The organism is Elusimicrobiota bacterium (assembly GCA_026388075.1).
Classification (GTDB): domain Bacteria; phylum Elusimicrobiota; class Endomicrobiia; order Endomicrobiales; family JAPLKN01; genus JAPLKN01.
This window is the reverse complement of the sequence record JAPLKN010000124.1, coordinates 15,064-35,648: the sequence shown is the minus strand read 5'-3', so window position 1 is coordinate 35,648 and position 20,585 is coordinate 15,064. Positions and strand designations below refer to the sequence as shown.

Sequence of the window (20,585 nt, the reverse complement as noted above, 5' to 3'; positions counted from 1 at the left end):
TTAAAAAATATTATTTACAATATCTTTCGTTGATGACTCTTTTAATAATCTAACTATTTCTAACGGGGTGAACCGTTTGAATAGTCTTTGTTGGATTCGCTTGCAGGATGGGTAAACACCATGCGGCCTGACGAAGTCTGCAGAATTGATGATACGGTTACTTCAATTCGTTTTCCTATATATCTTCTTCCGTCTTCTATGACGACCATTGTCCCGTCATCCAAATACCCTACAGCCTGTTTCTGCTCTTTTCCTTCCTTAACCGGAAAAATCATCATGGTTTCGCCGGGAAGATATACAGGTTTTAACGAATTAGAAAGATCATTAATGTTTAAAACGGTAACACCCTGAAGAGTTGCAATTTTATTAAGGTTAAAATCAGTGGTAACTATTTTTGCCTGGAGGTCCTTGCCTAAAAGCAATAATTTTTTATCAACTTCTTTTATCTCAGGATAGTCTTTGTCAAATATTTTTACGGTCACTTCTTCCATTTTTTGAAGCTGTGCAATAATATCAAGGCCTCTTCTTGCGCGCATCCTTTTATGGTTATCCGATGAATCGGCAAGTTTCTGAAGTTCTTCCAAAACAAAACGGGGAAGAACTAAGACTGCGGATATAAATTTTGTTTCAGCAATATCGGCTATTCTACCGTCAATAACAGCGCTTGTGTCAAGAATAATTACGTCGGTGGATCTTTTTCGCGCGCCTTTTTTGAAAATATCTCTGTCTAAGAGGTCTAGTTCGCTTTTTTTGTGAACTGCTATCACTAGGCCTAAGTAAGCAAAAATGATTTTAATTACAAGGTTAAAATCTCTTACAATTTCATAGAGTTTCTGGTTTTCAGTAAGATAAATTGTGTAATCAAGAAGTTTGGCTATAATTAAGCCAAGCACGATGCCTAGGATTCCGATAATCAGTGTATCCAGAGGGATTGATTGTATAACCAGTTCAACTATAATAATTATCAATGAAAGGGTAAAACCAATCAAAGCGGCGTTAAGTGTTTTAGAAACCTGGAAATAGGCTATTGTAGGCCCTGCTAAAAGAATAAGTATTCTTGCAAGCCAGATAATCAATTTAATCACTCCTTTTTAAAGAATTGAGCAAGGTTTTTTTCATAACATTAACCGGCGCTTTTTTTCCGGTCCATATTTCAAATGATATCGCACCTTGCGATAAAAGCATGCCGAGTCCGCTAAAAGCTTTCAACTTTAATTTTTTAGCATCCTTTAGCAACTTTGTTTCCCGGTTGTAAACGAGATCATAGACGAAAAGATTTTTTTTCAGAAATTTCGGATCAATAAGGCCGGGGTCTTTTTTATGCATCCCTACGGGAGTCGCATTAACTAAAATATCAGTGTTTTGAATTTTAGTTTTCCATATTTTGAAGGGTACATATACTGCTTTTTTTGTTTTTCTTGCAAGTTTTTCAGCAAGAGTTTCTCTTTTGTCGGATATATATATTTTTTTTGCCCCGGCCCAGGATAATGCAGACGCTACCGCTTTTCCGGCGCCGCCGGCACCAATGATTAAAGCGGTTTTTCTTTTAGGATTAAATCCGCAGTTCATCAGATCTTTAAGAAATCCTTTTCCATCGGTATTATATCCGACTAATTTACCGTTTACATTTTTTACAGTATTGACACTGCCGATCTTTTTTGCCAAAGGATCAATTTTATCCAAATATTGAATTATCCTTTCTTTGAGGGGAACAGTAACGTTAATGCCCGAAATATTAAGCGATTTTAAGGACAGGACCGCATTTTTTAAATCTTTGGGATCAACCTCAAAAGGGATATACATGCAGTTAAGATTAGAAGATTTGAATGCAGCATTATGCATTGACGGAGAAAGGGTATGTTTTATGGGATAGCCGAAAATACCGAAAATTTTAGTTTGGCCTGTAATATTCATTTGGAGAATTCTTTTAAGTTTCCTTTTATTTCTTTATCGTTCGGGACAATTCTTGAAAGGCGCTGCCATGTCTGATTTGCTTTGTTTTTATCGCCCGCCGCAAGGTATGTATATGCTATTCTTTTTAAAGCCTCAGTGTTGCCCGGATAGGATTTGAGAACTGTCTTATATTTTTCTAAAGCTTTATCAAACTTTCCGGTGCAGTAATCCTGCATCGCCGTATACATCAAGTGATCAACACTCATGCTGGTCAATCTTTTTTCATTTTCATCTTCCAGCATATTGGCTAGCGAAGTAAAGCCCATATAAAGTGCTATAAAAGATAAGCAAAAGAATAAGATTGCAAGCTTTTTGCGCTTAAGAAGTATAATCCGGTCATTAAATATTATTTCGCGTGCGATGCGGTTCAGGCTTAAAACTAGGTCCGATTTATACAAATAAATTAAGCCTAAAAAGAAAAAAACAATGCCTGCAAAAATCTTTAAAAATATCATATTAGGTATGAGAATCTTATCAAAAAAGTGAGCAAAGTGTCAATTTTTATTTATAAAATATTGTTATATTGTTACGGATTTTTGAAATCGAAAAATTATTTGACAATTCAAATATAAAAAGTTAAAATCAAATTAAATTATCTTGGGATTATTGTTGTCTTTTCCAAAAATAGATAATAATATAATAATAAATAATTATTAGCTTTGGCCATAAAAGATTTTGGCCAAGGGAGGCTATTATGTATGAAGACTCTAGTTCAAAAATAAAAGGTGAACAATCCTATCCTTTTGTGGATAAAACCGGATTGCCCAGAAATTATGGTGATACAAAAATCATTATTCTCCCAAGAGATCCGATGTGGATGTATGCATATTGGGAAGTTCCTCCCAAAGTATTTTCTGACCTTAGCAAAAAACTCGGCGAGCAAAATTATAATTCAAGCAAATGGACGCTGCGGATTTACGATGTGACCGGGGTAACATTTAATGGGTCAAACCACCACAAATATTTTGATATTTCAATAGACTACTGGGCTGAAAACTGGTATATAAATGTCAGAGAAGCAAACAGGGCTTGGTGTGTTGATCTTGGCATTATAACCCCGGACGGAAAATTCGTAACAGTTGTAAGATCAAATGTAATCATCATGCCGCGCCAGGGAATTTCCCCTATTACGGATGAACAGTGGGCTATGCTTCAACAGGAATTTGAAAGGCTCTTGAGGCTTTCAGGCGTGGATAAGATAGGAAAAAGTTCTTTTGATGTAGCAAAGCTTATGCGCGAACGCTGGGAGGAAATAGTATCAATATCTTTGCCCGGCTCTCCGATGGGCGCAAGTTCTTGGAGAAAAATCAATGTTCCGGAAGAAAAAGCAAAAGGGTTCTGGCTTAGGGCTGATACCGAACTGATTGTGTACGGAGCAACAGAATCAAATGCAAAGCTGACCGTTCAGGGAAAAGATGTTAGGCTGAATCCTGACGGTTCTTTTTCACTCCGATTTTATTTGCCTGACGGCAAACAGGAATATCCCATTGAAGCCACTTCGGCAGATGGAAAAATGAAAAGGCAAATAACTTTCCACGTTGAACGAAAAGCCAAATAGGCGTTTTATTTAAAATTTTAGAATTAATTGTTCAGGACAGATCTCGGCAGAGATCTGTTTTTTTCAGTGCTAATTTGAAGAAATTATTTTACTTCTAGAAAACAATTTCTGGAAATCGATCGGAGAATGATTTTATGAAACCTAAGGGTTACTTGTGTCTTCAGCTTCATGCTCACCTTCCGTTTGTCCGTCACCCGGAGTTCCCTGATTTTCTAGAAGAAGACTGGCTTTATGAAGGGATAACTGAAACCTATCTGCCTCTATTGTCAGTGTTTGAATCGTTAATGAGAGACGGCGTTGATTTTAGAGTTACTATGACTTTAACCCCGCCTCTTGTAGGAATGCTTTCCGACTCTTTGCTTCAAAGCAGGTACTATGAGCGTCTTAACAAACTCATTGAACTTTCTGAAAAGGAAGTCTGGCGTACCAATACAATTCCTGAATACCACTCTACCGCGCTGATGTATGAAAGAATGCTTAAAGAGGGGCGCAGGATATGGGAAAAATATCACGGGAATATACTGTTCGGTTTCAAGGACTTTCAGGATGCGGGAAAACTGGAAATTATTACCTGCTGCGCAACGCACGGATTTATGCCCTTAAAAATAAACGAAAGAGCTATGAGGGCTCAGATTAAAGTGGCTGTCCAGGATTATGAAAAACATTTTGGGAAAAAACCTAATGGTATCTGGCTTTCCGAATGCGCTTATGATCCGGGGATAGACAGGGAACTTAAAAAAGAGGGCTTGAGATTTTTCTTTCTTGAAGCGCACGGGATTCTTTACGGCACTCCGCGCCCAAGGTTCGGCGTTTTCGCTCCCGTATATTGCCCTACCGGGGTTGCGGCGTTCGGAAGGGATCTTGAAACGGCCCACCAAGTATGGAGCGCTGAAACCGGCTATCCGGGAGACCCTGACTACCGGGAATTTTACAGGGATTTAGGGTATGATTTAGAGTATGATTACATCAGGCCTTATCTTCATTCCGACGGGGTCAGAAGAAACATCGGTTTGAAATATCACAGGATTACAGGCAAAGTCCCGTTGGGTCAGAAACATCCCTACAATCCTGAATGGGCATCAAACAAAGCTGCTCAGCATGCGGCAAATTTTATGTTCAACCGCGAAAAGCAGATAGAATATCTCAGCGGTGTTTTGGGAAGAGAGCCCCTGATTGTTTCAATGTACGACGCCGAGCTTTTCGGCCACTGGTGGTTTGAAGGGCCCCAGTTTTTGAACTTTTTGTTCAGAAAAATTCATTACGACCAGAATGTTTTCACAATGATAACGCCTTCTGAATATCTTCAAAAGTATCCCAAAAATCAGGTATTAACACCGGCTGCTTCAAGCTGGGGCGACAAGGGATATTATGAAGTCTGGCTTAACGGCACGAATGACTGGATTTACCGCCATCTGCATAAAGCTGCAGACAGAATGGTGGAACTAGCCTCATCCAATCCTGATGCTTCGGGAATGAAAAGAAGAGCGCTAAACCAGGCCGCAAGAGAGCTTCTTTTAGCACAGTCATCAGACTGGGCGTTTATAATGACAGCAGGAACAATGGTTGCATACGCTGAAAAAAGGACTCGTGACCATATATCAAATTTTACAAGACTTTATGAGCAGATTAATTCAAACTCAATAGACGAGGGTTTTTTGGGGCATCTTGAATATAAAAATAATATCTTCCCCGAAATAGATTACAGGGTATATCTGTAATTTTGTTTAATTAAAATATTATGGCTATAACTAATCTGAATTTTGCTGACCGCGAGCTGCTTATTTTTTTGGGCGCTTTTGCGTTAATGTGGTTAGCGATAATTTACGAACGCAAAAGGGTCAAAATAGAAGTAAATAAGGCATTAGAAAAACTTAAAAAATCTCAAGGTAACTTACAAAACTTAGTAATTGATATTGACGGGCTTTCTTCCAGGCTGACGGAAATTCATGAGTTCACAATGTCAGCGATAGAAATCGGAACTAAAGAAGTTCTTGGCAAAGCAATAGTTGATTTGGGCTGTAAAATAACACATGCGGCCGCAGGTTCTGTTATGCTGATAGACCCGTCTAAAAGCGAACTTAACATAATTGCTTCAAGAGGGATAAATGATCAAATCGTGAACGCTATAAAAGTAAAATTGGGAGAAAGCATTTCCGGCAGGGCAGCTCAGACCGGCAAAGCAATTTTTGTTGAAGATGTAGAAAAAGACGAAAGATTCTTAAAGCCTAATGATAATTTACGCTATACTTCAAGTTCTTTCATTACAATGCCGCTTCGGGTACGTGACAAGGTATTAGGCGTATTAAATGTTAATAGCCCGGATGATGGCAAAAAGTTTGAAGAAAAAGATATGCTTCTGTTGTCGGTTCTTGCGGACCAGTCCGCGCTTTTATTTGAAAATATTGATCTCTATGACAACATACAGAACTTTTACTTAGAAATAATACAGGCTCTTGCCCGAACGATAGATGCAAAGGATTCGTATACCCACGAGCATGCCGACCGAGCGCGAAAATATGCCCGTCTGATTTGCAAAAAATTGAATCTGCCCGAACCTCTTATCCGGCATATTGAATATGCGGCCCTGGTGCACGATATAGGAAAAATCGGGATAAAAGAAGAGATTTTAAATAAAGCCGGAAAACTTGAGCCTGAAGAAGAAGAGGCCTTAAGGAAGCACCCGGTAATAGGAAACCGCATAATAGAACCGGTAGCTTTTTTATCTCCGGTTGCCCCGATGGTTCACCATCATCATGAGTGGTATAATGGGGAAGGGTACCCTGACGGTCTTGCAGGGGAAGAAATTCCTTTAGGCTCACGAATTGTCTCGGTGATTGACGCTTATGATGCCATGACGACTGACCGGCCTTATCATAAAGCATATCCAAAAGAAGATGCTATCAAAGAGCTTATAAACAACAGGGGAAAACAGTTTGACCCCAAAGTGGTAGATGCTTTTTTGCAGGCTTTGAATGAAGAAAAGAAATGATAATTGCTGTCGGCAATAAGCGATCAGCTTTCAGCTAGAAACAGAACAAAAGAGCAGTAAAAAAATTTATTCCTGAAAGCTTAGGGCTCAAAAAATGGCAGGAACACTATATCTGGTTCCAACACCGATCGGTAATCTGGCCGATATAACTCTTCGCGCTCTGGATATTTTAAAGAAGGTAGATTTTATAGCCTGCGAAGATACCAGGCAGACCGTAAAATTGTTAAATCACTTTAACATACAAAAAAAATTGGTCAGCTTTTACACATTTAATCAGAATAAAAGAATTCCGGAACTAATTGAAGGATTAAAATCAGGTAAAACTATTGCTCTGGTTTCTGATTCCGGAACACCGGGAATTTCGGATCCCGGTTATTTTCTTATTTCTAAAGCTGTTGAAGAAAAAATTCCGGTTATTTCATTGCCGGGTCCAAGCGCTGTTGTTACCGCACTGGTAGGTTCGGGCCTTCCTACCGACGGATTTATTTTTTTAGGTTTTTTAAAAAGAAAAGCCGGGAAACTTAAAAAAGAACTTAAAAAAGCGTCTGAACTTAATAAAACAATCGTTTTTTATGAATCGCCGTATAGAATAAAGAAAACACTGGAACTTTGTCTTGAAATATTTTCCGAAGACACGAAAGTGGCGCTCGCGCGGGAACTGACAAAAACATTTGAAGAATTTATAAGGGGCACTTTAAAGGAAGTAATAGAAACTGTCGGCAGCAGAAAACTTAAAGGGGAGTTTGTAGTAATAATTTCTGCAGTAAAAGACAAAGGCGTTTAGAAAGTTAAAAAGATTAGAAAAATAACTTTTAAATATTTTTAAACTTCAAACATTGTTTTAAATAGCATCAGGGAGCAGATATGATCAAAATCGGAATTATCGGGATAACAGGTTTTACAGGGGAAGAACTGCTGAAAATTCTTTTAAAGCATAAGAATGTTAAAATTTCCGTATTGCAGGGAAGGACTTCTTCTGAAGTAAAACCGTTAAAACAAATATATCCGAATTTATCCCAAATTGATATTAATTGCGAGCCTTTAGACATCAAGGGATTAAGCGATAAGTGCGATGTGGTTTTTCTTGCTTTGCCTCACAGAATTTCATTTGAAATTGTTCCCGAGATAATAAAAGCGGGTAAAAAAGTCATAGATTTGTCGGCAGACTTCAGGCTTAATGACGGGCAGATTTATGAAAAATGGTATGGTTCAAAACATACTGCCACGCATCTTTTAACGGAAGCGGTTTATGGTTTGCCGGAAATTTACAGGGAAAAAATAAAAAAAGCCAAGCTGATAGCAAATCCGGGATGTTATCCGACAAGCGTAATTTTGGCCTGCGCGCCGGCCATGAAGAAAAATATTGTTGAAAGTTCTTCCTTAATAGTCGATTCTAAAAGCGGTATTTCAGGTGCCGGAAGAAAAGCCGCTGAAGAATATTTTCAAAAAGAGCATCCAAATTTCAGGGCTTACAATATTGGCGGTATTCACAGGCACATACCGGAAATAGAACAGGAGCTTTCTAAAGTTGTAGGTGAGAAAGTTGTATTGACTTTCACCCCGCATATAATCCCTATTGAAAGAGGGATGCTGTCTACAATATATTTGGATTTAAAAAAGAAGATATCTACTGCGGATATAATTTCTTTATACTCGGAATTTTATAAAAATGAGCCTTTTGTTAGAGTATTAAAAGAAGGGGAACTCCCGTCAACAAAAAATGTAGTAAACACGAATTTTTGTGAAATCGGGCTTAAAGTTGATGACAGGATTAACAGGCTCATAGTAATTTCTGCTATAGACAATCTTATCAAAGGCGCTTCGGGGCAAGCTGTGCAAAATATGAATATTATGTTTAACCTTGGCGAAGAGGAAGGCTTAAAATAATGATTCCTAAAGATTTTCTTTTGGGCGGTATTCATTGCGGGATAGCAAAAAAGTTTCAAAAAAAGGACCTTGCCCTTTTATATTCCAAAAAACCAGCCAAAGCTTATGGTATGTTTACGTCTAATCTTTGCAAGGCTGCTCCGGTTTTAGTAAGCCAAAAACATTTAAAGATGAATAAGACAAATGTTCGCGGAATTATTGCAAACTCCGGCTGTGCCAATGCTTGTACCGGGCTCAAAGGATTTAAAAATGCCGAAGAAATGTGCGGCCTTGCCGGGAAATCTTTGGGAGTGAAAAAAGAAAATTTCCTGGTAGCTTCAACCGGCGTAATAGGAAAACATTTGCCGATAGAAAAAATATCTAAAGGGATAAAAATACTATCCGGCAAAATCGGCTTTTCTAAAAAAGACGAGCTATCCTGCGTGCAAGCTATTATGACCACTGATACTTTTACTAAAATTTCCAGCGGATCTTTTAAAATAGGGAACAAAAAAATAAATATCTGGGGATGCGTTAAAGGCGCCGGCATGATTCATCCTGATCTTAAAAAACCTCATGCGACCATGCTTTCTTTTATACTGACGGATGCAAATATATCAAATAAAGCGGTTGAAAAAGCCCTGTCTAACTCTATAGAAAAATCATTTAACTGCGTCTCCGTGGACGGAGATACTTCAACAAATGATTCTGTCTTTTTGCTTGCTAACGGGGCAGCCGGAAATTCTCTTATTGCCGAATCAGGCAAAGCCTTTGATATTTTTTCTAAAAACCTTTTAAAAGTTTGTCTTGATCTTGCAAAAAAACTTGCTAGAGACGGAGAGGGAGCGACCAAACTCATTGAAATAGAAGTTAATGGCGCAAGAGATAAAAATGGCGCAAAAAAAATAGCGTCAACCATAGCGACTTCACCTCTTTTTAAAACCGCTATATTCGGTAATGATGCAAACTGGGGAAGAATAATGGCGGCTGCCGGCAGGTCGGGAGTATCATTTAAACCTGAAAAAGTTGATGTATGGATCGGTAATGTTTGCGTTGCAAAAAAAGGCATAGGCGCAAATTTCTCTGAAGAAAAAACTAAAAGGATATTACATAACAAGGAAATAAAAATCACTGTAAATTTAAATTCGGGAAAAGAAAGCGCGAAATATTATACTTGCGATTTTTCTTTTGACTATGTAAAAATTAATGCCAGCTATCGAAGTTAGAAAAGTTATGAAAGTTATAAAGTTTAAAGTTAAAAAGAAAAAGCTTTAATAAATTATTCAATAAGATTAAACTTTTATACGTTGTTAAATAAAATGAAGACAGAAGTCTTTTAAATTTTGTAGAAATAAATGAAGATGCAAAAAAACTTATTGAAAAGTTTTGGCCGGGGCCGCTGACAATTGTTCTTCCTACAACACATCTTGGGAAAATTGCCATGGGCGGAAGAAAAGACGCGGGTATCAGGATACCAAAAGATAATATCGTTTCAATGTTGGTTAAATCTTTCGGATTTCCCATTGCAACTACCAGTGCAAATATTTCAGGTAAGCCGAGCTCAAGAAAGGTTTCGGAAGCCTTAAAATATTTTAAAGGTAAAGTTGATCTTATACTTGACGGCGGAGAATGTAAAGTTGGTAAGGAATCGTCAGTTATAGATATGCAAAAATTTCCTTATGTTATTGTCCGGAAAGGCTGCGTGCCAGGGCACGAGTTACTTGAGTGCCTGCAAAAAAAAGACAGGTTGAAAGCGGGACAAACTTAGGTTGAGAACCCATGTTTAGAGAAAAACAGGTTAAGGCTAATAAACAGCAGGTTAAGAATACGAAAGGTTTAGGTTGATTGAAATATATGTTTTTCTAAGTCTTAACCAGTAGTTATCTCAACCTGCATTAAAAAGGAGCTAAGATGAGTTCAATATCAAAACAAGATCCTGAAGTTTATAATGTATTAGAAAAAGAACTTGAACGGCAAAGATTTACTCTTGAGTTGATAGCTTCGGAAAATCATGCTTCGCAAGCGGTCTTGGAAGCTCAAGGGTCGGTATTGACCAATAAATATGCCGAAGGTTACCCGGGAAAAAGGTATTACGGCGGATGTGAGTTTGTGGACATGGCGGAAAGCCTGGCCATAGAACGAGCTAAAAAACTTTTTGGCGCGGAACACGTAAATGTGCAGCCCCATTCAGGGACGCAGGCAAATATTGCGGCATATCTTTCACTTATTAATATCGGCGATACTATGATGGGTATGAGTTTGGCTCACGGAGGGCATCTTACTCACGGAAGCCCAGTAAATTTTTCAGGGAAATATTATAAAGTCATTCCATATGTCGTCAGGCAGGACACCGAACTAATTGATTATGATGAGATGGAAAGACTTGCCAAAGAAAATAAGCCTAAATTAATAATTACCGGGGCAAGCGCCTACTCAAGGGTATGGGAATGGAAAAAAATTAGGGAAATAGCCGATTCCATAGGTGCATTTATAGTTGCAGACATCGCCCATTACGCAGGATTGATCGCAGCCGGTATATATCCTTCGCCTATTGAATACGCTGACATTGTTACTACTACAACGCATAAAACTTTGCGTGGCCCCAGAGGCGGCATGATAATGTGCAAGACAAAATATGCTCAAGCAGTAGACAAGATGGTTTTTCCCGGAACTCAAGGGGGCCCGCTTATGCATGTAATAGCCGCAAAAGCGGTGGCGTTTGGAGAAGCTTTAAAACCTGAATTTAAAAAATATCAGGAACAAGTTTTGAAAAATGCTAAAGTCTTTGCCCAAAGTTTGGTTCAAGGCGGTTTAAGAATAGTTTCCGGCGGAACCGACTGTCATATGTTTTTAGTTGATTTAAGGCCTTTGGGCGTGAAAGGCAATGAAGCTCAAACAGTATTAGAAAGCGTAGGAATTACCGTTAACAAAAACGCCATACCTTATGATCCCGAAAAGCCTATGGTTGCATCCGGTATCAGGATAGGCACGCCCGCGATTACTACGCGCGGTATGAAAGAACAGGAAATGGATAAAATAGCCGGCTGGATTATACAAACTCTTAAAAACAGATCGGACGAAAACATTCTTAAAAATATCAAATCCGAAGTAATAAAACTTTGCAAAAAATTCCCTCTTTATTGAGGGATATTTGAAAGTAGGGACAGCGCCCATTTATTTAGCATAAAAATATAATAAAAAATTAAAATTCGTCAGATTGAGCCAATTGAAAAACCCCCTCTGGGATGTCTTTGCGAGGAGTCCTGTCTTGCGAGACGACGAAGCAATCTTGGTGTTTTAGTTGGAAAAGCGAGATTGCTTCATCCTTCGGATTCGCAAAGACGACTTGTTTTGATAGATTTTTCAATTGATTCAGATCATAAAAAAGATTTGCGAGAAAAGAGGAAAAATAAATGGGCGCTGTCCCTACTTTGTAGGCGGTAAAAGGGATGTCAAAAAAAGTATTTTTGAAACGAAACGAAGAAAAAAGAATAAACAGCGGGCATCCGTGGGTTTTTTCTAATGAAATAAGGGAAATACAGGGGGGCCCTTCCAAAGGCGATATTGTAGACACCTACGACAACCTGCAGAGATTTTTGGGCAAAGGTTTTTTTAATCCGAGTTCTCTTATTGCGGTTCGGCTGATCACAAAATCTCAAGAAAATATTGATACAGCTTTTTGGACCCGCAAGATTTCAAAAGCGCTTGAATACAGAAAAACTATCTATCCTGATTTGGAATCTTTCAGGGCTTTTTTCGGAGAATCAGACGGAATTCCCGGCCTTATCGTAGACAAGTATGCCCGTTACCTTTCGCTGCAGTTTCTTTCCGCAGGAATCGAAAAAAATCAAAACGAAATAATAGAATCCTTGAAACAAGTATTTAACCCCGCCGGAATAATTGCGCGTAACGATTCTTTTTTAAGAAAATTAGAAGGTTTGGAAGAAAAAACGGAAATTCTTTACGGAGATATACCTGATAAAATAAAAATAGAAGAAAACGGAATTTCGTTTTGGGTAGATATTTCATCAGGGCAAAAAACCGGTTTTTACTTTGATCAAAGAGACAACAGGCATCTTTTTTCAAAATATTGCAAGGGAAAAAAGGTTTTGGATTGTTTTTGTCATACAGGGGCTTTCGGGATTTACGCGTTAAAAGCCGGAGCGAAAGAAGTAATATGGCTTGATTCTTCAAAATCAGCTTTAGAGAAAGCGGAAGAAAATGCGGATTTAAACGCTTTTAAAGAAAAATTTAACGGAATATTGGGTAACACATCAGATTATCTTTCCGATATTCAGGCAGAGAAAGAAAAATTTGATATAATAAACCTCGACCCGCCGGCACTGATAAAAAGTAAAAAAGATTTTAATGCGGGATTTAAAGCGTATGTGAAATTGAATACCAGCGCTTTAAAACTGCTTAGCGGGGGCGGGATCCTTGCAACTAGTTCATGTTCACATAATCTTTCTCAGTCTGATTTTAGGGAAATGTTGAAAGACGCTTGCGCAAAATCTGACAAGCAGGTTCGTATCTTGGAGATGGGATTACAGGCAAAAGACCACCCCATATTAATTTCAATGCCCGAAACGGAATATTTAAAATTTGCAGTGCTGGAAGTTATTTGAGTAGATTTATTAGTGTTTTTTGTTGCCTGCATTATTTGTCATTCTCGTCCGCCACGGCGGACGAATCCATGTCTCTTAATATTTTAATTCGGAGGTTTCAATGAAAAAAATTACGGCAGTGTTAATCTTGTTTGGCGCTTTGGTTATGGGGGGGGGGGGGCATACTATTTGCAGATGTTCCCAATGAGATAGTCTATCAGGGCCGGCTTAAAGAATACGGTCAGCCGGTTTCCGGAAGCAGAAGTATGGTCTTTGAAATTTATCCGGCAGCATCAGGCGGAATAGCGTCGTGGACATCCGGGGCGCAAAGTGTAAATGTATCTTCAGGAATTTTTAGTTATGTTTTAACCCCAAATGTAGACTGGAGAGGGAAAGACTTCTGGATCCAAATTACAGTGAATTCCAAAGAATTATCTCCGAGAGAAAAAATAACTGCCCAGGTGTTTGCATTGCATTCAAAAACCGCGGAAAATCTTTCTGAAGATTCAGGAGCAGACATATCCATGAGTATCGGTTCGCAGACAAAGGCAGTTCTAAAAAGCGATGGCGAGTTTAAGGCGTTTCTTGGAAATACAACCTACTATATGGTTCCAAAGGGCTTTATAGGTATTTGGTCGGGGACAATAGCCAATATTCCTTCAGGTTGGGCATTGTGCGACGGAACAAATGGAACACCGGATTTAAGAGATAGATTCATTGTCGGGGCGGGTAGCAGCTATAATGTTTCAGATACTGGTGGTGCAGAAAGCGTAACATTAACAGCAGCTCAAATGCCTTCCCATTCGCATGGTTTTACAATGTGGACTATGAGTTATACTGAAGGAGGTTCCACTAATGGTTTTAGGCTTTCAGGGCCATCATATGCTTTAAGTACAGATGCTACTGGGGGAGGAGGATCTCATGAAAATCGACCGCCATTTTATTCCTTGGCGTATATTATGAAGCAATAGATTCTTAAAATAGAGCGCGAGGATAAATTATGTTTAATATTATTAAAACCTTTGGCAAATCTCTTATTAACTTTTACCATAAATTCATTGCTTATGAATCAAAAGGTACTCCAATAATATCCAAAGCAATATTGGCAATATTTTTAATTCTAATTGGTCTTTTCTATTTTTCAAGGGTACATTTAATTTATGATATTCCGATGGATAAGCCTTATTATGTTGGTGAATATGATGAACCTTTCGCGATAAATGCTGGAATAAATGCGCTTAAATACAAATTAAATCCAGTTTTTTTTAAATACGGCGGAACTGCCGTATATCCATATACTTTGGTTTTTTCGATATACAAAAAAATAACCAGGCAAGAACCGATGTATTATATGTTGGATAAGGCACAGGGTAGGACGCATTGGCCAATTACTAGAAAGATTGTTCCCGTCAAGCCAATATATATTACAAAAGTGTTAGCGATTATTTTGTTTATTTTCGGGAGCATGATTTTTGTCATGCTAAGCACTTTATTTCTTTTGCCATTAGCATTTTGGCCTACTAGTTTAGCGTTCAATTTGTGGTTTGATAGGTCAGGAATATTGGGTTATTATTCAAATCAGATGCTTCCTACTTCTCATCAAGTTATCTTTGCGGGAATAACAACCATTCTATTTCTTAAAACGATTTTGGCAAAAGAAAACAAATCTAAATTTTATTGGCTGATTGCCTGTGCAGTTTTTGCTTCATCAACTGTTGCCATTCAATTAAATGCAGCTTATATAATGTTTTTGCCTCTTTCTTTGGCATTAGAACAAATAATTTCTGGATGCATAAAGAACAAAAAACAATGGATCGTATTAATTTTGGCAATTGTTTTGCCTTATTTGATTATCAATCCAGCGTCTTGGCTGTCTTCTCCTGATTATAGAAAATGGCTATTGGAAATGTTAAATAACGCGAGTACAGTTGATGGCGCTTGGATAGGCAGATTAAATTATATTTTAGAATTTCTGAGGGATGTCAATTTGCTAACAAGTTTATCGGCAATTTCGCTTATCATTTTGGTGATATCATCAATATATCTTATGATAAAAACTAATGTTTATGCATTTTGTGGATTCGCGGTATTTTATCTTTATTCATTTTATAAAATCGTAAACATGAGTGAGCAAATGTTTCAGAGACATCTGGCTTTTCTGTTGTTACCGGCCGCCTTATTTATTATTTTTCCTTTAATATTTTTATACCAGCGGTCACCCAAAAATATAAAAATATTGCTCTCCGCTGTGCTTTTATTGGGAACTTTGAGAACATATCCTTATGCCGCTGTATTAAGCGGAATTAACTCGTTATTTAAAGGAAAATTTTCAAACGAATGGCCAAAAGAATCCAGGGACTATTTCGCTGATTATGTATTAAAAAACAAAGTTAAAGTATTTTTTTACGATTATCATAATTTTTCACTGCCTAATACTTTGGATTACAGTTTATTGCCGTTTAGCAACTTAAGTCAAATTCCTGAACAATTAAAAAAAGATGAATATATTGGTTTGATCCTTTATTCTCCTACTAATAAAGATATTTCTAATGTTCCAGGATTGGAAAAATTAGAAATCTATAAAATTATGTTAGAAAAAATTCAGAAAAAGTATAAAATAGTAAAAATATTTGGTAATTCGGAGCCGACATATGATATTGTCGATGAGGGTCCTTTAACTAATCCAACAATTGTTTTGCTAAAATAGGATTGACTGATATATTTATTCAAAAATAGGGAACAAGTAATCGGAGTAAGGGTATTAATAAGTCAACAAGTTAATGCCTGGCACCGAGGATCTTTGTCATTCTCGTCCGCCACGGCGGAGGAATCCATGTCTCTTAATATTTTAATTCGGAGGTTTCAATGAAAAAAATTACGGCAGTGTTAATCTTGTTTGGCGCTTTGGTTATGGGGGGGGGGCATACTATTTGCAGATGTTCCCAATGAGATTGTTTATCAAGGACGGCTCAAAGAATATGGCCAGCCGGCTAATGGGTCAAGAAGTATGGTTTTTGAAATATACCCGGCAGCATCAGGTGGTATAGCCTCGTGGTCGTCAGGGACTCAGAGTGTAAGCGTGTCTTCAGGGATTTTTAGTTATATTTTAACGCCAAATGTAGATTGGCGCGGTAAAGATTATTGGATCCAACTTACGGTGAATTCAAAAATATTGTCGCCCAGGGAAAAAATAACAGCACAAATGTATTCTTTGCATTCCCAAACCTCCGAAGGTTTTTCTGAAGATGCTGGTCATGACATCACAATGACGATAGGCGGGTCGGCAGTTGGAAATCTGAGTAGTGTGGGAGAGTTTAAAACATTCAGCGCCGGCACGACCTATTATATGGTCCCGAAAGGATTTATAGGAATGTGGTCGGGGCTAATTACTGATATCCCGTCAGGATGGCATCTTTGTGATGGAACAGGAGGAACTCCTGATTTAACAGATAGGTTTATATTATCTGTGGCTAACTCAAGCGAGAATCCTGGTGGAACTGGTGGATCTCATTCGATTACTTTGGCAATTGGACAATTACCAGCCCACTCCCATCCTTTTACAACAAATTCACCAGGCGGACATTCTCATACAGCCAATTTATATGGAAATACTGGTGGGGCAAGTACATTTGCTTATGGCGATGGTGCATCGCAAAGTAGAACAGCTTTAACTAATTCTTCAGGAGATCACTCCCATTCCGGAACTACAGATTCAACGGGCAGCGGAAACACTATTGATATTCGTCCAGCCTATTACAAGTTGGCATTTATTATGAAAATGTAAAATCTGATGTTTCATTTTTAAGGAAAAAGGAAGAATAAATGCAATTAGAAAATAAAAATAAATTATTTGATTTTTCATTAGTTTTGAGTATATTTTTACTATTTTCAATTTTTATAATTAAGAGCTATACCGGTGACGCATTGTTATATGTATGCGCGGTCGGGTCAGGATGGAAATCTTTCCATCCGCATCATCTGCTATTTAATCTTACAGGATTTTTATTCCATAAATGTTTTCGACTTTTGGGATATTCCGGCGGAGCTCTTTATCCGATGCAGATTATGAATGCGATTTTCGGAAGCCTAACTGTTTATTTCTTTTATCTGTATGCTAAATCCTTTCTAAAAGATAAAACCATTGCGGTTTTGTTATCTTTTGTTATAGTTTTCTCATACGGTTTTTGGCTTAATGTATCCAATCCCGAAGTATATATATCAACCTTATTTTTTATTGCTCTTTCACTTCTGCTCACAGATAAAATGGTGAATAATCCGACACTTCTGTTGATTACATGCTCGGCAATAAGCACTTCTTTATCAATGCTGTATCACCAAATCAGCATATTTTTCTTTTTCTTTGCGATTTTTTACATATTGCTATCAAAGCTTGACCTCAAAAATAAAATTAAAACGATAGTTATTTATTCCACAATTTCTTTTGTTTTAACGGCTGGCGTATATATGTTTGTGGGGTATTTTGTTGAAGGCATAAGAACAGCAAGAGATTTTAATTATTGGTTAACCAGGTATGCTCATCAAGGAGAATGGGGGATATGGCATGGCATGTCGAATATCAAAGCATCTTTAAAAGCTTTGTTCCATGTTTTTTATGGGGGTGGCGGCGAAGAGATGTTCTTGAAAAGTTTGCTAAAAGGAAATATATCTTTTGGCAATATTTATCTTACGGCTCTCTTTGCCGGAATGGCAGTTTCAGGCATAGTGTTTTTCTATTTTGCAATTAAAAACTTTCGAATAATATGCGATTCTTTAAATTGGAAAATAGCGGCAATGACATTGTGGATTTTGATGTTCGGAGCTTTTAATACTTGGTGGGACCCGGGTAATTCAGAGTTTGCCTTGTTTTTGTTATTCCCTTTGATTTTAATAATGGGTTTTTTAATTGAAAAAATAAGCGCCAAGGAAATTGTCAAAAGAATATTTTTGGGTATTTTTGTTTCATTTTTATTTGTCTTTAATTTCTTCGGATTCATTATGTCTGAAACAAAGGCTTCTTCAAACGGCATGTTGCTAATTACTGATTTCCTTAAAAACCGGCCAAAAGAGAATCAGTTGATTCTTAATTTAGGCATATCTTCTTATCGTGAAATGGCGCACTATAATTATTTTGTTCCTTATAAGGTTGATGCAATATATTTATCGGAGGAGCTTAAAAAAGCAAACAATAATTACGCCGAATATTTTATAAACTTAAAAAAATTAGTGGATTTAAATATCAAAAAAGGGTATAAGATTTATGTTGATTCTAAAATGCTTCAACCGTCAGCGGCAAACATAAAAGATCTGAATATCCGGCATCCCGGCCTAGAGGCAAAAGAAATTGCTTCATTTGTTGAAAGATATGATTTATTTGTAGTTGTGAAAGATGAAAAACAGGATTTGCTGTACCAGATAACTGGATTGAAAAACGAAGCAAAAAATAAAAGTTTTAACTAAAGGGAGAAAAAATGTTAGAATTCTGGCTTTGTTTTGTGCCCATATTTGTTGCAGTAGATGCTCTCGGAACATTCCCTGTTTTTATGAATTTAACCGAAGGAATGAAAAGGCCTGCGATAAGAAAAACAATTATTCAATCTACAATCACTGCAATGGTTGTAGGCATCACTTTTCTTTTACTCGGTCAATGGATATTAGCTCTTCTAAGAATTACCGTATCCGATTTCATGATCGCAGGCGGAGTGCTCCTTTTTGTTATTTCGCTAAACGATATGATTGCGGTGGAAAAGAAGGTCCAGAATGTTGATCCGGAAAGCGTCGGTGCGGTACCTATAGGTGTGCCGTTAATAGTTGGTCCGGCGGTTTTAACTACCAGCCTGCTTTTAGTGAGCCAGTACGGATACATTTTGACGATGATCGTGGTCATACTCAATGTAATTATCGCTGGAGTTCTTTTTTACTTATCCAACACTATTAATAAGTTGCTTGGCAAGCCCGGTGCAAAAACGGTGTCCAAGCTCGCCTGTTTAATCTTGGCATCAATCGGCGTAATGGTGGTCCGGAAAGGAATAGAGCTGTTTATAGCTAAAGGATTTTAGAAAAATGAAATTGCAGAAATATTCTCTGCTAATTAATGAAATTTCTTCAGTTATTGAACAGGGGCGCGCTACAGCGGTACGCTATGTTGACTTGATAATTCCCCGCAGCCTGTATAACTTCTCCCTTTGAAAAAGATAGGGGGGAGTGCCGGATTGAGAGGTATTTGACAGTAATAAATCTCCCCTCACCCCTCTTTGTAAAAGAGGGGAACATCTGAATAGTCAATAGAAAAGGCTATACGGTGTCTAGCCTATTTGAAAGAGGCAGATTTAGCGCTACTTGTATTATTTAAAGCTGAAAAAACAGAAAATAATTTCCGAGACACTGTCTCGGAAATCGGCATAAGGGAATGGAAATAGACGAAAAAGAGGAAAAATGAAAAAGCAGATATCTGATAAACCCGTATTTAATAAAGTATCCCCGGAACTGCTTGAAGTAATGCCGTACCAATACAAAGGCAAAAGGATAGATATCAATATTGAAAGCGAGGAGTTTACCTGCCTTTGCCCGTGGTCAGGCCTGCCCGATTTTGCTTACTTGAACATAAATTATGTTCCGGATACGGTTGTTGTTGAGCTTAAATCTTTGAAATATTATCTGCAGTCCTATCGCATGGTTGGAATAGTCCACGAAAGCGCGGTAAACAAGATTTTAGAAGATTTAGTTAAAACTGTTAAACCCAAATCAATGACTGTAGAGCTTGTTTTCAATCCGCGCGGCGGAATAACCACGACAGTAAAAGCGGAATATAAAAAATGATTAAAAATATTGAACTTTTTGAAAAATTTCAAAGGCAATTATTAAAAACTAAGAAATATTCTTACGGGCAGGCACTAAAAATTTATGAAAATTTGCATAAAGAAGCAGTTTTTTTTGGGGCTATTAGTAGCAAAACAATTTTAGAAGGAATAGAAGTTGATAAGAAGATAGCGAAAATGCTCAATGGAGCTAAAAAATGATAAATCAGCTTTTAAACAGTCTTGCGCGCGAACTGGACAAAAAAAAAGTGCCTTATATGATTATCGGAGGGCAGGCAGTTTTGCTTTATGGAAATCCCAGACTTACCAGGGATATAGATATAACGCTTGGCATAGATTCAGAGGAACACTCTAAAATATTAGATATAATTACAAAACTTAAGTTAAGGGTATTGGTTAAAGATGAGGAAAGTTTTGTATCTAAAACCCGTGTTCTTCCATGTGAAGATACCGAAATACATATCAGGGTGGATTTTATTTTTTCCTTTACGCCATACGAAAGTCAGGCTATAAAAAGGGCAATTCGTGTTAAAATAGATAAGTATAATGTTAGATTTGCGTCAAAAGAGGATGTCATTGTGCATAAAATGTTTGCCGGAAGACCCATAGACGCGGAAGATGTAAAAGGCATTTTGATAAGGTATTCGGCCACCATAGATTTTGACTATATTATTAAATGGCTTAAAGAATTTGAGACAATATCGAAAGGGGAAAATTTAGTTAGAAAATTCAATAACTTGAGAAAAGAAATAGGGAACAATAAATAATCGTTTTTTTGTAAAATCATGACAACAGTTAAA

General features: G+C 37.5%; 19 protein-coding genes and 1 pseudogene. 17 read left to right on the top strand and 3 right to left on the bottom strand.

Annotated elements, in window-relative coordinates:
* Positions 1-59 precede the first annotated feature (59 nt).
* From NT145_06785 to NT145_06775, 3 genes are read right to left on the bottom strand one after another with little or no spacing between them, the layout of a single operon-like run.
* Positions 60-1,076, bottom strand: a complete 1,017-nt coding sequence (locus tag NT145_06785; GenBank protein MCX5782392.1) for a PIN domain nuclease — start codon at positions 1,074-1,076, stop codon at positions 60-62.
* Position 1,077: 1 nt separating this feature from the next.
* Entirely contained in the window at positions 1,078-1,914 is an 837-nt protein-coding gene (aroE, locus tag NT145_06780; GenBank protein ID MCX5782391.1) for a shikimate dehydrogenase, read from the bottom strand.
* Positions 1,911-2,408, bottom strand: coding sequence for a tetratricopeptide repeat protein (locus NT145_06775; GenBank protein MCX5782390.1), 498 nt, complete (start codon positions 2,406-2,408; stop codon positions 1,911-1,913). The genes aroE and NT145_06775 overlap by 4 nt, the downstream gene beginning before the upstream one ends.
* A gap of 239 nt (positions 2,409-2,647) precedes the next feature.
* Here NT145_06775 and NT145_06770 point away from each other — a divergent pair, with 239 nt between their 5' ends.
* From NT145_06770 to NT145_06690, 17 genes and pseudogenes are all read left to right on the top strand, one after another.
* Positions 2,648-3,511, top strand: coding sequence for a DUF4912 domain-containing protein (locus NT145_06770; protein MCX5782389.1), 864 nt, complete (start codon positions 2,648-2,650; stop codon positions 3,509-3,511).
* A gap of 134 nt (positions 3,512-3,645) precedes the next feature.
* A complete protein-coding gene (locus tag NT145_06765; protein ID MCX5782388.1) occupies positions 3,646-5,229 on the top strand; it encodes a DUF1957 domain-containing protein in 1,584 nt (527 codons plus the stop codon).
* Between the two features lie 20 nt (positions 5,230-5,249).
* Entirely contained in the window at positions 5,250-6,500 is a 1,251-nt protein-coding gene (locus NT145_06760) for an HD domain-containing protein (GenBank protein ID MCX5782387.1), read from the top strand.
* 94 nt (positions 6,501-6,594) lie between these two features.
* Positions 6,595-7,284 carry a 16S rRNA (cytidine(1402)-2'-O)-methyltransferase gene (rsmI, locus tag NT145_06755; GenBank protein MCX5782386.1) on the top strand — a complete coding sequence of 230 codons (690 nt, stop codon included), beginning with the start codon at positions 6,595-6,597 and terminating at the stop codon, positions 7,282-7,284.
* Positions 7,285-7,364: 80 nt separating this feature from the next.
* Complete coding sequence (gene argC, locus NT145_06750; GenBank protein ID MCX5782385.1) at positions 7,365-8,387, top strand: N-acetyl-gamma-glutamyl-phosphate reductase; 1,023 nt, start codon at positions 7,365-7,367, stop codon at positions 8,385-8,387.
* The gene (gene argJ / locus NT145_06745) at positions 8,387-9,592 is read left to right on the top strand and encodes a bifunctional glutamate N-acetyltransferase/amino-acid acetyltransferase ArgJ (GenBank protein MCX5782384.1); all 1,206 of its coding nucleotides are present in this window, start codon (positions 8,387-8,389) and stop codon (positions 9,590-9,592) included. Before argC ends, argJ begins: the two co-directional genes overlap by 1 nt.
* A gap of 122 nt (positions 9,593-9,714) precedes the next feature.
* Positions 9,715-10,134: pseudogene (locus NT145_06740) on the top strand (L-threonylcarbamoyladenylate synthase).
* Positions 10,135-10,277: 143 nt separating this feature from the next.
* On the top strand, positions 10,278-11,510 hold the full coding sequence (locus NT145_06735; GenBank protein MCX5782383.1) for a serine hydroxymethyltransferase: 1,233 nt from the start codon (positions 10,278-10,280) through the stop codon (positions 11,508-11,510).
* 305 nt (positions 11,511-11,815) lie between these two features.
* Positions 11,816-12,991 (top strand): class I SAM-dependent rRNA methyltransferase, encoded by a 1,176-nt coding sequence (locus tag NT145_06730; protein ID MCX5782382.1) that lies wholly within the window; start codon positions 11,816-11,818, stop codon positions 12,989-12,991.
* 131 nt (positions 12,992-13,122) lie between these two features.
* Positions 13,123-13,941, top strand: a complete 819-nt coding sequence (locus tag NT145_06725) for a hypothetical protein (GenBank protein ID MCX5782381.1) — start codon at positions 13,123-13,125, stop codon at positions 13,939-13,941.
* Positions 13,942-13,970: 29 nt separating this feature from the next.
* Entirely contained in the window at positions 13,971-15,677 is a 1,707-nt protein-coding gene (locus tag NT145_06720) for a hypothetical protein (GenBank protein ID MCX5782380.1), read from the top strand.
* A gap of 189 nt (positions 15,678-15,866) precedes the next feature.
* Positions 15,867-16,754: a hypothetical protein gene (locus NT145_06715; GenBank protein ID MCX5782379.1), complete on the top strand. Its 888-nt coding sequence runs from the start codon at positions 15,867-15,869 to the stop codon at positions 16,752-16,754.
* Between the two features lie 38 nt (positions 16,755-16,792).
* Complete coding sequence (locus tag NT145_06710) at positions 16,793-18,427, top strand: hypothetical protein (protein MCX5782378.1); 1,635 nt, start codon at positions 16,793-16,795, stop codon at positions 18,425-18,427.
* An 11-nt stretch (positions 18,428-18,438) separates the two neighbouring features.
* The gene (locus tag NT145_06705; GenBank protein MCX5782377.1) at positions 18,439-19,026 is read left to right on the top strand and encodes a MarC family protein; all 588 of its coding nucleotides are present in this window, start codon (positions 18,439-18,441) and stop codon (positions 19,024-19,026) included.
* Positions 19,027-19,402: 376 nt separating this feature from the next.
* Positions 19,403-19,786, top strand: a complete 384-nt coding sequence (queF, locus tag NT145_06700; protein ID MCX5782376.1) for a preQ(1) synthase — start codon at positions 19,403-19,405, stop codon at positions 19,784-19,786.
* A complete protein-coding gene (locus NT145_06695) occupies positions 19,783-19,986 on the top strand; it encodes a hypothetical protein (protein MCX5782375.1) in 204 nt (67 codons plus the stop codon). The genes queF and NT145_06695 overlap by 4 nt, the downstream gene beginning before the upstream one ends.
* On the top strand, positions 19,983-20,552 hold the full coding sequence (locus tag NT145_06690) for a nucleotidyl transferase AbiEii/AbiGii toxin family protein (GenBank protein MCX5782374.1): 570 nt from the start codon (positions 19,983-19,985) through the stop codon (positions 20,550-20,552). Before NT145_06695 ends, NT145_06690 begins: the two co-directional genes overlap by 4 nt.
* Positions 20,553-20,585: the final 33 nt, after the last annotated feature.